Raw genomic sequence first — 13656 nt, forward strand, 5'->3', positions numbered from 1 at the left:
CATGGTACGTAACGCAAAAGCCGGGGATATCCCGGCGCTGATCGAACTGGGGGCGCGGATGTATATCGAGTCCCGATATTCGCAGAACTCACCATTTGACGAAGAAAAATGCGCAGAGCTCGCCCGTACTCTTATTTCCTCACCAGCAGGTTGTCTGTTTGTGGCTGAAAAAGACGGTACCGTAATCGGCTGGCTGGCAGGAGGTATTGCAGAGCAATGGTTCAGCCGTCAGCTGATGGCCTTTGAATACGGACTGTTTATTGCTCCTGAGCATCGTGGCGGAACCGCAGGCCCGCGCCTCGCTAAAGCGTTCATTACATGGGCGGAAGAACATGGCGCCGCGCTAATCAATATGGGGATCACCACGGGGGTACATGAAGAACGCACCGGTGATTTGTATTCACGTCTCGGCCTGTCCCGTACCGGCCTGCTTTATTCCAAAGAGGTGTAACGATGTGTACCGGGTTAGAGGTGGCTGCAATTGGCGCGTCTGTTCTCGCAGCTGGCGGTGCGGTTTACAGCGGTCAACAGCAAAAGAAAATGGCTAACTATCAGGCTGCGCAGGCGGAGGCAGATGCTGAGGCAGCACAGGCACAGGCCAAAGTAGAGGCTGACAGGATCCGTAAGGCGGGCAAAGCGCAAGCGGCGCAGGCGAATGCGTCGCTGGCAGCGTCAGGCGTTGACACTGGAGAAGGTACCGCATTGCGTATTCAGTCCGGTATCGTGGGTGACGCAGAGCAGGATGCATACCAGACCATTTTGAATGGAGCGAACCAGAGCGCAAGGCTGAATGCGCAGGCCTCTGCTGACCGTATCAGCGGGCGAAATGCTGCGACATCTGGCTACATCAGTGCGGGCAGCTCTTTACTGAGCGCCGGTGGGACGGCTTATAACGGCTGGAAAAAATCAGGGAGTAAATAACTGTGAGAATCCCAACGGGTAATTTTGGCAATGTTACGCCGCAGGTGAGTCAGACCCGGATCGGGGTCAGTAATGTCGGCCAGATAGGTAACGCAGTGGCGGGGCTGGGAGCAGCACTGGGGCAGACTGCGGATGATTTGCAGCGTACGCAGGATAAAGCTGACGTGGCAGCGACCCAGGCGATACTAACCGACCTCGACGCTAAATCCAGCGACCGCTGGGAAAACCCGGAAACGGGTGCGTTGGTAACCCGTCGGGGGTTTAAGTCTTCAGGCGTCGGTCTGGATATGGATAAGCTGGATTCTTCCGACTATGAAGAAGCCCGTAAACGCGTACCGCAGAGCCAGATGCAGTATTTTGACGCGCAATGGAAAGCCGGTCAGATTCGCCGCGCCAGCACCTATAACAGCTTTGAGCGCAGCCAGACCGAACAGGCCCAGCGTCAGCAGCTCGATGCGACGGTAAAATCCTCCGTTGAGCAGGAAGCAGGGGCGTTTGACGATCCACAGGCCGCTGCGTTGATTCGAGGTGCGCGACAGCATTCGATTTCATTGTATGGCCAGGCACAAGGATGGTCGCAGGAGCAAATTGACCAGGCTGTTTCCGAAGCCAATTTACGGGCGATGGACCAGCGGGCCCAGAACTATGCGGTGACCAACCCACAGGGCTGGTTGAATGGCGATTTCCCGGTGAAGGACACTGGCGCAATGGATATGCGTGCCATAGGTATCGTGGAATCCGGCGGTAAGCATTTCAATGCCGACGGTAGCATAATGACCTCTCCCGCTGGTGCCCAGGGTAAATATCAGCTTATGCCGGACACAGGTAAAGAGCTGGCGGCAAAGCGTGGCGTTGAATATAACCCTGCCGATGAGCAGCAAAATGCGATGCTCGCCAGCGACTATGCAAATCAGCTTTACGGAAAATACGGTTCCGAAACGCTGGCTGGTGCCGCATATAACTGGGGGATGGGTAACGTCGATAAATTAATTGCGGATTCTGGCGATCCCCGTAAGGGTGAAATATCTGAGTCTGAATTTATCAGCAAATTACCCTCAGAAACACGTGGCTGGCTGGCGCGGTACCGTAAAAACAAAACAGGGCTCGACCCTGTTTCGGTGAACAAAATTGATAACATCGCCGAGTCGAAAGTCCGTGAGCAGCGTACGGCATTGCGCGAGCAAATTGATCCAATCCTGAATAATACAATGGTGCAGCTGTACAACGGCGAAGTACCTGACGCCATGCCGGATAAGGCCTCGATTATGTTTGCTTACGGCGAGCAAGGGGCAAAGGCTGTTAAGCAGCTCGATATGGCGATCAGCAATGCTAAAACCTTCCAGGCGATACAGTACATATCTCCAGAACAGCAACAGGCAGAAATTGCGAAGGTAAAACCCCTGGCGAATGACCCTGATTATGCGCTCAAGCTCGATGCGTATGGCAAGCTCGGTGCGCTGGTGCAAAAAAGTAACGAAGCGATTCAGGTGCAACGTGATACTCGTCGCTTTAATGAAGCGTTATCAATGGGTGAGAAGCTAGACCCCACCAATAAATCTATGCAAAAAGCCGCTGACGCCACGCCAACGGCGCAAAATTTCCGTATTAACGATGCCACCACCCACGACGGGATCGTACAGCAGGTAGCCCAGACCGGGATAATTCCTTCTCAGGTAACCACTCAGTTATCGGCGATTTCCCGCGCGCGTAGTCCTGAGGCGGTCCGTCAGGGGGCTGAGTTATTTAACCGTCTTTACGACACGGATCCCGCATCTGTTGGCGACATGCCAAAGGATATGCAGGGTTTTTATCTCACGGTTAAGCAGCTTACAGATTCTGGCATGGCGTCCGAAACCGCTATCGAGCAGGCGCAGAATCTGACCTACAACCAGACCGATGCACTCAAAGCGCAGCTGGCTTCGACCCAGAGCACTAAGGAGTACAAAAAGGACCGTGGGAAAGCGATGGATTCCGCTGTGAGCAACATGTCGGGCTTCTTTAGCTGGGGTGACCCATCCGCTGATGACCAGACCCCTGAGGCCGCACGCTTTCGTAATGATTACCAGTCGCTGTATGACATCAACTATCGCACCACTGGCGGTAATTCTGATGCGGCAAAGAAAATGACCAACCAGCAGATCGCCCGCACCTGGAGTATCAGCGAGGTGAACGGCGGCGCTAAATTCATGAAATACGCGCCAGAGGCGCTCTACAACTATGGCCCGTCTGGCTGGCAGGCGGCGCAGTGGAAGGAAGAAAAAGAGAACCTGATGTACGGCGAACGCAAGGGGGATATCTTCACGAACCCGGTGGACTTAGGTATCACCTCCGGTAATGCTGCGCCTGTGACCAGTAAAACTCCGGAGTCGAGAATTGGTGGTGATCTGGAAATCACCCCTGATGTGCTGACTGCTCGCAACGGTGATTACGCGATTATGGTCCGTACAAAAGATAAGGATGGTATTGAAGCGGTACAGCCATTCTACGATCAGTACGGCAGGGCGATGCGCTGGAAACCATCGCTGGAAGAGTGGGCGCCATACAAAAAAATGCAGGCAGACCGTGAAGAGCATGATCGTAATGAGCTCCAACGCGGTCAGGATATTCGCGGGTTTAAAGATAAACACCGCGCACTCGATGAACAATATAAGCGTCTGCATAACGAGCGTATGGACAGGGTTAAAAATTACTTTTCGTGGAGCACTGAATAATGCCGGTATACGCCAACCCAGAAGAACTGAATAACGGATTTACTCCGGCGGGTAATGCCCTGGCGGCTCCCACTGGATTTGATGTCCCGATGCCAGCAGGTACCAATCCAGAGCCACAGCAGGACGAGCCGTCGGTGTGGGGGGCAGCTTTCCGTCAGAATAACCTTCTCGGGGAGATGTTCCGCCCGTCTAAACAGTTCGAGCCGGCGGACGGTTATAACCCATATGTGGATAAAAACGAGCTGCACGGGTACGAGCAATGGGGATCTGCTTTTGCCGATTCCCGTTCGCCGGAGGAAACGGCCTGGCTGAAACAGCAAATCGACGATGAAAACGAGGACCGTCGGGTACTTTCAGAGGCTGGCGGGGAGGGTATTCTCGCCAGTATTGCTGCCGGTGCTGTCGACCCGGTTACCGTTGCCTCGATGTTTATTCCCGGTGCGCAGGGCGGGGCGGTGGCCCGCATTGCGTCACAGGCTGCAATCGGTGCGGCTGCAACAGCGGCCAGCGAGGTTGCCCTAAATAACCAGCAGATAACCCGCACGTGGGGCGAAAGTGCCTCACACGTTGCAGCCGGTGCGTTGATGAGCGGCGTATTTGCAGCAGCCGGCGCTGCACTCTCACCCTCTGTACGCACTGCGGCCACGCGCGAAGTGGCTGATGCGCTGGATAACGCCGGTATTAATAACGATATCGCTCGCGGTATTGATGCTCCGCATGATGGTGGAAGTGTTGGTGCTATGCGCATTAATGATGCCAGCCTTGACGATCTTACGCTGGCAGGCGGCAGGGTGGCTGATACGGCCATTAAGGCTGGCGGTTACATGACGCCACTGACTCGCGCAATGGCGTCGCCATCACGCAGTACACGAATTGCTGCTCTGGAATTGGCCGAAAATAATTTCACACTACGGGGTAATGAACGGGGTTATGCGACACCTGTTGCAGCAGAAACCAGAGTTCGAAGCTGGCGTCGGGAAGAGGCGGCGGTTGTCGTAACTAATAAACAGGCGTATGCGAAATATAAATCTGATGGCGGAGACCTTAACTACACGGCGTTCCGTGAAGAGGTTGGCGACGCTATGAGAAATGGTGATATTCATGCAAATCCGGTTGTGCAAGACGCAGCAAAAGCACTCAGAATGGTTGTTGACCGTGTAAAGATAGCCCAGCAAAAGTTAGGACTTCTTCCGCCAGATGACGAGCTGAAAGCGTTGGGGCAAACCAGTTATTTTCCACGCGTATATCGTGTAGGAAAAATCGTTAACGAGCGAGATAAATTCCGCGACATTCTTGTTAACTGGTGGGCGCGTGGAGCGCAGGGGATGTCTAAAGAGGATGCTGAGATAGCTGCTGATGCCACAATTAACAAAATTGTTGGCGCACGAATCCCTCAGGATTTTGTTAACGTCTTTACTGTCAAAGTACCTGGCAGTTCAAAATCCAGAACCCTGAATTTACCCGATAGTATGATGCGTGAATACCTTGAGAGCGATGCTAATTACGTACTTCAACGGCATATCCGCGAGAGCGCCCCGGATATCGAACTCACCAGGACGTTCGGTGAAAGAACAATGGAAAAGCAGTTAAAAAATATTCAGGACGAATATGATGAGCTGATGCGTGCAACCCCGGCAGACCAGGCGAAGCTGGCAAAGGCCAGAGAAAGTGATATCCGGGATATCACTGCAATGCGTGATCGCCTTATTGGTACGTACAAAATGCCAGATGACCCAGGGTCTTTCTTCGTACGAGCTGGCAGAGCACTGCGTAATGTCAATTTTGTAACGAAGCTTGGCGGTATGACCGTCTCCGCTATTCCCGATCTTGCCCGTGGGGTGATGGTTCAGGGGTTCGGTAGAACGATGAAAGGCTATAGTGCCCTTATTAGCCGTTCTCCCGCGCTAAACGCCAGCAAAGCCGAGATGGATAAAATGGCCGTAGGGCTTGAGACGGTGCTTAACACCCGATCTCGTCTGATGGCTGATCTGGTTGACAGCTCGGCGCGTACAAACGCTGTTGAAGCTGGCCTTGATCGCGTAACTGATGTCTTTGGAAAGCTCACGCTGATGGGGCAGTTTAACGATGTGAACAAAGCGATTAATGGGATGATTACATCCGATGGCATATTGGCTGGTGCTTTCCCCGGCCGCCGTCTGGCTAAGCTCGGCATCAACGACAATATGGCAGCACGTATTCGAAGTGAGTTTGAAAAACACGGCGAAGTTATCGATGGCTGGCATATCGGTAATTTTGAAAAATGGGATGATCAGCATGTCGCTGGTATTTTTCAATCTGCTGTCCTGAAAGATACCAATAATATCATTATTACGCCTGGTGTTGGCGATACGCCATTGTGGGCCAGTACTACAATTGGACGGTCGATTTTCCAGTTCCGTTCCTTCACTACTGCCTCATATAACCGAGCAACCATTGGTGGTTTATCAGAAGGTACGGCACAGTTTTATTATGGTGCTGCTTTTCAGATTGGCCTCGGTGCGCTGACGTATGCACTTAAACAGTCTGCAAACGGCAAAGAGGTAGACTGGTCGCCGAATAAATTGGTGCTGGAAGGGGTAGACCGCTCGGGTATTCTCGGACCGCTGATGGAATATAACAACATGGCAGAGAAAGCTTCTGGCGGGATGGTAGGGCTTGGCGCGCTGATGGGGACAGGCACACAGTCCCGTTACGCCAGCCGGGGGTTTATCGGTTCTGCGCTGGGGCCAACGTTCGGCCTGCTCGATACCATTACCGATGTAACTGCTGGTGTACTGAATGGCGATGCTGGTGACCGCGTACTGCACAATACTCGTACGCTGTTGCCAGGTAATAACCTTTTCTGGATAGCCCCGCTGATAAATCAGGTCGATCCGGGTATGCGGTAATAGGTCGGGATTCCGACCTATGGACTGTTCCATCATAGCCCTGTATTCACTACGGGGCTTTTTTATGCATCAGGATTACAAAACACGCCTTACCGCACTGACCGATAAACTCACCGATGCAGTGCTTGAAGAAGCCGATCCCGAGAACTGGGCTGGTGGTAATAAGCGAGCAGACCAGTTGACCAAACAGGAACGTGGCGACCGTTACTGGGACAAGAAAAACGCTGCGGCATCCCTCACGCTGCTGATTAAAGTGCATTCACTTATCGGTATGCAGGCGCGTGGTGGTACTCCTTCTGATAATCCCGGTCAGGATGATGAGGCTTTTGAACTTGGTAAGCAGGTTTCGAAGGCTGAGCGTGAAGCGGCCGCCATTATCGAGCGTATGCAGAAAGGGAAAAAATGATTTCGTTCCTGGCCTTCTTTTTGATGTGGGCGGAACGGATGAACTGGGATGTGCCGGACTGCCACTATAAAGCCTGCCACTGGCTTGAGCATCGCGGGAACCTCGCGGTACTTCGCTGTTTTCGAGGTTTCGGGAAATCTACAATCCTGGCTGTGTACAATGCATGGCGATATTACTGCGACCGTCAGTACCGAATTTTGCACCAGTCTGAATCTGATCCGACCGCATACAAAACCAGCCGCGATACGCAGAATGTGCTGCGTAACCACCCGCTAACGAAAGGCATGTTGCCTGACGGACTCGGTACCGTCGAACAGTGGTGGGTAAATGGTGCACTGGATATGCGTAACGGCAGCATGTACGCCAAAGGCATTCTGTCTAACGTTACTTCGGCGCGTGCTAACGAATGCCAGAATGACGATGTGGAAGTCCCCCGCAATATTCAGACGCCAGAGGCGCGCGAAAAACTCCGGTACCGCCTGGGTGAACAAACCCACATTCTGATCCCCGGTGGGCGCAAACTGTACATCGGTACGCCCCACACACATGACAGCCTTTATGATGAGGTGGAGTCTATGGGTGCCGACTGTCTGACCATTAAGCTCTTTGAGAAAGAAAAGCGTATTGAGGCGAAGGACGCTACGCAGCTGCGCTACGAGTTATCTTTCCGGCCGGAATATGTTTTCGCCGGGATCCATAAAAGCGCCAGACTGCTGGTAGAGGATGTCGACTATAAAGTCACGGGCAACAGTGTTGAGTTTGCATCCGCCCCAGACACAGTTATCGATTTCTATGCAGATTGCGCCTGGTCCGAGCGTTTCACCCGCGAAGAAATGGAGAACCGCCGGAAAGAAACACGCACAATTAACGAATGGGACAGCCAGTACCAGTTACACAGTAAACCCGTTGGCGACGTCAGACTCGATCCTGACCGTATTCGTGAATACAACATCCAGCCACAGATCCGTTATGCGAACCGCACGGCCTCTCTCTGGCTTGGCAACGTGCAAATCGTTGGTGCTGTCGCCTGGTGGGACGTGGCCACAGGCAAGGTTAAGGCTGATGCGTCAGCTTTCTCTCTGATGCTCACGGATGCCAGAGGGCATCTGTACTGGCATGTCTGCCAGGAGCTTACCGGAGAGCTGGCAGAATTTGATGACAACGACAAAATCACCGGAGGGCAGGTCGCACAGATAAAAGAGCTGGTGCTCAAATACCAGATCCCCGTTGTTTGTGTCGAAGTGAACGGCCCCGGCAGCTTCGCGGGCAAGTTACTGCGTCAGGCGCTCAAGGGGACCGGGTGTGGCGTACGCGAAGAATTCAGCATTACCAATAAGCAGAAACGCATCCTCGATGCATTTGAAGCGCCGCTGTCGTCGCGGTTCCTGTGGGCGCACACCGATGTGCTCGACGGCCCGGTATACGACCAGATGCGCGACTTCAACCCGGCGCTGACCAACCAGCCGGACGACTTTATCGACTCTGGCGCCGGCGCGATAAGTCAGACCCCTGTACGCATCGGAAAAGTAGTCGGGATTCCGACCGGACATGCGCGCGAAGATTGGCAGTTAAGTGACGGAGATCATCTGGTCGACGTCGATTATTAACCTGCCAGAGGTTTCGCATCATGTCGGTACCCAACCAGACTCCCTATATTATTTATAACGCCAACGGTATGACGACCGTTTTTCCCTTCGAGTTCTATGTTATCAACGCCGGAGATATTCAGGTCACTGTCAACGGTACCGTTGTTACAAGCGGGTTTTCCGTTTCAGGTGTCGGGAATGTTGGCGGGGGCGACGTAGTTTTCGTTACACCACCCGCAAACGGCGCAGTGGTCATGCTGGAGCGGGTAGTGCCTACCTACCGATTAACGGATTACCAGGATAACGGCGACCTGCTGGCTGACACGGTGAATAAAGATTTTGATCGCCTCTGGATGGCAATTCAGCGCGCGTTTATTTATCTCGGGCTTGCATTACGTCGTCCGCTCTTTGGCGGTCCCTTCGATGCACAGGGATACCGTATTGCCAATCTCGGAAACCCGGTAAATTTGCAGGATGCAGCCACAAGGAACTATGTCGATAATGTGGTCATGGTGCGCACGCTACGCGTTCCAGAAGCTTCTGTCTCCATTCTTCCACCAGTTGATCAGCGCGCAAATAAATTACTGGCGTTTAACGCAGCAGGGCAGCCAATTGTTGTTTTACCCGCCTCCGGTTCGGCATCTGATGTAATGATCGAACTAGCTAAACCCGACGGTGAGAAATTCATTGGAGAATGCCAGACTATTGCAATGCTCCGCACGATCGAGCCGACATACGATAAGCAGCAAGTAACTCTTCGTGAGCATACTGCCGGGACAGGTAAGGGTGGCGGTGAATTCCGAGCTGTTCTTGCTGGAGGCTCTTATACGGACAATAATGGAACTATCATTAAAACGACGGGAGGGGCCGCGTGGCTACGAATCGATGCGGAGATCACGAACCCTCTGATGTTCGGGGCACAATGCAATAGCAAAGTAAGCGACCATGCGGCCCTCGCGGCAGCATCAGACGCTTCAGAAGTAATGGACGGACTTGGATTAACTTATTACGTTAACAGTACAGTTTTGTGGAATATGTTTGTCGGTCGCCGTGTTCGCCGTAATTTCAAAATCATAGCGATGGCTACCCTCCCTGATGGTGTTCCAATTATCAGAACAGGGAACCTTCACTTCATGGATAATTTTACTATCAATGGCTCATTACAAACTACAGGGACTGGTAATTTTGGAGTTACATGGGAGGGTGCTCGCGCTGGTGATGGTGGCGCAATAACAAATGGGGATATCCGCTACGTAGGCGCTAGTGGGATTTACATATCAGGGGACTACACAGCGAAGAAATTTGCGGGCAAAGGCCTAATTAATAATATTAATTTTGTATCATGCGGTAGTAGAGGTAGTGGTAACGGACGCGTATCTCTTTTAACGGACGGGATTAGTAATTTTACAATATCTAATATAACGGCTTCAGATTGTAACTGGGGAGTTTACATCAGGAACGACTTCAATATCTCAGGTGTTAACAGCGCAATTAATAACACATTATTTAATCTGAATCTTTCTGGTGGTGGTCGGCCTAGCACTGCACGACCTGATGCTCAGGGCATATCTGCTTCATATCAGGATAATCTGAAGATAAACAACGTAACAGTAAATGACTTTGCTGATAACGGAATAGATATGCAATTTTGCAATGCAAGCATTGTTACAGGGTGGAGGGTTACAAACTGTAAAGATGGCTTGTTTATGGGTGACCGCAATTGTTCCAGACATGTTATAAGTGATGGTATATCACTTGATTGCGATAGGGCCTTAAGATTAGTTACTGACGGAACATTTACAACGGCTACACAGTTATCTCATATAAAGATAAGCAACGTTCATGCCTACAATGTTAAATTCGAAGGATTAAGGTTCGTCAATACCGGCAAGGCATTAAATGCCAGCATGTATGACATACAGGTTGCTGATTGTTCGTGCGATGCGTCGGGGACGAACGCGCTTTCAACTCAAACTTATGGCATGATAATTCAAGGTGCAACTAATTTTACTGTAAGTAACTTTAATGTATACAACGTTAGGCTTCACGGGATATATATTAAAGATAGTGAGATTGTAAGGGTTATTTCTGGAACTTTTCAAAATATAGATAGAGCTGGAACCGGAAATTATGGCGTATGCGTTGAAACTGATTGCAACAGGATTTCAGTTTCCGATACAACCACATATGGGGTGAGCACAGCCGGTGCCGTGCTGCTGGCTGGTGGTGCAGGTCATTCGGTTAAGCATACAAGATGGAGGTCGACAGCAAGTGGTGTATCAACTTCTGCCGCTACAACCCCCTATCTGTTAGATAATTCTTCATTCTAGGAAATTAAGAGCCCACGGAGGGGCATTCCTTATATTTAACATATGAGACAAGTCTCTTTCCTACAGAAATAAAAGGGCGTTCAATAGCAATGTGTGTAATATACGAAACACCAATGCATAATGACATCAAGCAGGTAAAGGAAAAAATACCTTTAGGGTACTCATTGATGCCATTGTTTTTCAAATAAATCAATACTAGCGTTAGCACTATTGCATGAGTTAGATACAGTGAATAAGATATATCAGAGAAAAATTTAGTAATTCTAAAGGACATTTTTGCTCCAGACATTTCAGCAAACATCATAGATGAGAATATGAATGCCGCAATTATTCCTTTGTCAGTGAATCCATGAGACTTGGTGTCTATATGAATTATGAAATAAACTCCAACTATTGATAATGTCATCATTGAATATTTAATGGCGTTGTTTTTTATTGGGCCGAACTTTGTAAAGACCTTATAAAGGATCATGCCAAATATAAATTCTAGCAGCATCGGTGAGCCTATCAATGTCAGGATTGGGGCCATCCAGGACATGTTATCAGAATATGCAGAGAAATGACCTGATATAGATATTGAATGTTTGAATAACAACTGAATACTGAACATTAATGTTAACATAATAACTGATGTTATTAACGCTCTTTTTGTGTGGCTAACTGCCATCCCTAACAAGAAAAGAGCATAAAATATTATTTCATAAGATATTGTCCAGGCAGGATAAAGCATATTATAGCCAAAGAAAGGTGCAGGTAGTGAATAATCACCATGCAAAAGGAATATTGACCTAATAAGTTCAATTGAAGGTTTCCATGATGCGTATGCAAACCACATGAAAATTATGCAGAATAAAAATAATGGATAAATTCTAAAAAATCGACGCAGGACAAATGACAATAAAGGCCTGGCTTCTGATTTTTGTGTTGCGTAGCATATAATGAAACCGCTAATTATGAAAAATATGTCTACACCAATATTCCCATTCCTGAACAAATCAAGTCCCATTCCAGGCCAAAAATTATATGCCCCAAGCAATGGCCCAACTAAATGGTAACCAACAACAAGGAGAGGTGCGACACCTCGGAGCACTTCTATAAAATAGATTTTTTTCTGGTTATCGGTCATCCGTAATCACTTATTTTGACAGTATATTTACGCGGCATATTCCGCTTACAAGAATAACGATGAGTCTAACATCATGAACGCTTGAGATCGACGTCTTCTATATGGTCGGGATTCCGACCGACCTGCACGTTTACCCTCATCCCACTAACCGATTTTCCCCACAGGGGGTGAGGCATGAGGATGAACAACCTTTCAGACGTAGCGGCGGGACTATCCTACGGAACATCTATAGGCAGCTTTGGTTACTGGCTTCTGCAATTACTCGACAAAGTCAGCCCGAGCCAGTGGGCCGCTATTGGGGTTCTCGCCAGTATTCTTTTTGGCCTGCTGACGTACCTGACCAATCTTTATTTCAAGATCAAAGACGACCGTCGAAAAGAGGCCCGGGAAAATGGCTACCAGCAAGACTAAGCTCAGCGCTGCCGTTCTGGGACTCGTTCTGGCTGGCGCACCGGCATCAGTTATTCTTGATCAGTTTCTGAATGAGAAAGAGGGCAACAGCCTGACTGCCTATAAGGATGGTTCCGGGATCTGGACAATCTGCCGCGGCGCCACGCGGGTAGATGGGAAACCTGTGGTGCAGGGGATGAAACTGGCACAGGCCAAATGTGACCAGGTAAATGCCATAGAGCGAGATAAAGCGCTGGCGTGGGTTGACCGGAATATCAGGGTGCCGCTGAGCGAACCACAGAAAGCCGGTATTGCTTCGTTCTGCCCGTACAACATCGGCCCCGGTAAATGCTTCCCATCGACGTTCTATCAGCGAATCAATGCCGGTGATAGAAAAGGAGCATGTGAGGCGATTCGCTGGTGGATAAAAGACGGTGGCCGTGATTGTCGCCTGACAAAAGGCCAGAAGAATGGCTGTTATGGTCAGGTTGAACGACGTGACCAGGAAAGTGCGCTGACCTGCTGGGGGATAGACCAGTGACCATTAAAGTGAAGCTGTTAGCGCTGGCTGTTCTGCTGTCTTTTTTCGCTGGTACGTTTTACGCGGGCTATCTGAAAGGCTGGTATGCCCATAGTGAAAAGGTAAACAACGATTACCAGACAAAAAGCAAAAAGGCTGATAAAGCCGTTGCCACCGGTGAGCAGAAAGCTGCGGTGGCCAGCGCAGAAGGGAAAGTGATTTACCGGACCATTTACCGCGATGTGGTGAAATATGTTAACGACCCGAATCATATTAAGTGCGACTTTGACGATCATGCTGTGCAGCTGCGGCAGCGTGCAATCGACGCGGCCAACAATATCCCAGGATTTGATGAGCCCGCCATGCCGGGCAAGTGACGCTGGACGGGATAGTGATGAAGACCTTCAGTCGGATACCCAGACGGCAGAGTGCGTGCGAGAACTTCGAACGAATATCTACCGCTGGCAGACATGGTACAGAGCGACGGAATAGCCCGTTTTGTTCCTCAATCGGGAGCGAAACAAAAGCGGGTATCAATTCGGGTATCTTGATACTTCAATAAAATAAAACACAGTAAATACATCGTGTTATTTTCTGTGTTTTACTCCTATTATCGGCACCATCAACAGAAAACCCCGTAAAAACAGCATTCTTTAGCATGTTTATCTAACGGTTTGTAACTTCTGTTCTAACGTCTGTTAGCACTGGTAAACGCCTTTGCGTTGTATCGGCTCAAGTATTGTACAACGTACTGGCGGGTAGTTACCAGGCTCAAGCC

The 13656-nt window shown here is 50.1% G+C and carries 11 protein-coding genes; 10 read left to right on the forward strand and 1 reads right to left on the reverse strand.

Annotation, left to right across the window (positions count from 1 at the left end; all coding sequences use genetic code 11):
• Window position 1: 1 nt before the first annotated feature.
• The 7 genes from BFV64_RS04350 to BFV64_RS04380 all read left to right on the forward strand — a co-directional run bounded on the left by BFV64_RS04350 (window position 2) and on the right by BFV64_RS04380 (window position 10842).
• A complete protein-coding gene (locus BFV64_RS04350; RefSeq protein ID WP_069601742.1) occupies window positions 2-451 on the forward strand; it encodes a GNAT family N-acetyltransferase in 450 nt (149 codons plus the stop codon).
• A gap of 2 nt (window positions 452-453) precedes the next feature.
• Entirely contained in the window at window positions 454-921 is a 468-nt protein-coding gene (locus tag BFV64_RS04355) for a hypothetical protein (RefSeq protein ID WP_069601743.1), read from the forward strand.
• A 2-nt stretch (window positions 922-923) separates the two neighbouring features.
• On the forward strand, window positions 924-3632 hold the full coding sequence (locus BFV64_RS04360) for a transglycosylase SLT domain-containing protein (RefSeq protein WP_069601744.1): 2709 nt from the start codon (window positions 924-926) through the stop codon (window positions 3630-3632).
• Window positions 3632-6520, forward strand: coding sequence for a hypothetical protein (locus tag BFV64_RS04365; RefSeq protein ID WP_069601745.1), 2889 nt, complete (start codon window positions 3632-3634; stop codon window positions 6518-6520). Before BFV64_RS04360 ends, BFV64_RS04365 begins: the two co-directional genes overlap by 1 nt.
• 64 nt (window positions 6521-6584) lie before the next feature.
• Window positions 6585-6926, forward strand: a complete 342-nt coding sequence (locus tag BFV64_RS04370) for a hypothetical protein (RefSeq protein ID WP_069601746.1) — start codon at window positions 6585-6587, stop codon at window positions 6924-6926.
• On the forward strand, window positions 6923-8533 hold the full coding sequence (gene terL, locus BFV64_RS04375; protein ID WP_069601747.1) for a phage terminase large subunit: 1611 nt from the start codon (window positions 6923-6925) through the stop codon (window positions 8531-8533). Before BFV64_RS04370 ends, terL begins: the two co-directional genes overlap by 4 nt.
• A gap of 20 nt (window positions 8534-8553) precedes the next feature.
• Window positions 8554-10842: a putative phage tail protein gene (locus BFV64_RS04380; protein ID WP_069601748.1), complete on the forward strand. Its 2289-nt coding sequence runs from the start codon at window positions 8554-8556 to the stop codon at window positions 10840-10842.
• Window positions 10843-10846: 4 nt separating this feature from the next.
• Here BFV64_RS04380 and BFV64_RS04385 read toward each other — a convergent pair whose 3' ends face one another.
• The gene (locus BFV64_RS04385) at window positions 10847-11968 is read right to left on the reverse strand and encodes an acyltransferase family protein (RefSeq protein ID WP_069601749.1); all 1122 of its coding nucleotides are present in this window, start codon (window positions 11966-11968) and stop codon (window positions 10847-10849) included.
• A 180-nt stretch (window positions 11969-12148) separates the two neighbouring features.
• Between BFV64_RS04385 and BFV64_RS04390 the strand changes: the two genes are divergently transcribed.
• Genes BFV64_RS04390 through BFV64_RS04400 form a run of 3 tightly spaced genes read left to right on the forward strand, consistent with a single transcriptional unit; the run spans window position 12149 to window position 13255 of the window.
• A complete protein-coding gene (locus BFV64_RS04390) occupies window positions 12149-12379 on the forward strand; it encodes a class II holin family protein (protein WP_069602464.1) in 231 nt (76 codons plus the stop codon).
• The gene (locus BFV64_RS04395) at window positions 12360-12899 is read left to right on the forward strand and encodes a lysozyme (protein ID WP_069601750.1); all 540 of its coding nucleotides are present in this window, start codon (window positions 12360-12362) and stop codon (window positions 12897-12899) included. Before BFV64_RS04390 ends, BFV64_RS04395 begins: the two co-directional genes overlap by 20 nt.
• On the forward strand, window positions 12896-13255 hold the full coding sequence (locus BFV64_RS04400) for a hypothetical protein (protein WP_069601751.1): 360 nt from the start codon (window positions 12896-12898) through the stop codon (window positions 13253-13255). The genes BFV64_RS04395 and BFV64_RS04400 overlap by 4 nt, the downstream gene beginning before the upstream one ends.
• The last annotated feature ends 401 nt before the right edge of the window (window positions 13256-13656 follow it).

The organism is Enterobacter kobei, assembly GCF_001729765.1.
In the GTDB taxonomy this organism is placed as follows: domain Bacteria; phylum Pseudomonadota; class Gammaproteobacteria; order Enterobacterales; family Enterobacteriaceae; genus Enterobacter; species Enterobacter kobei.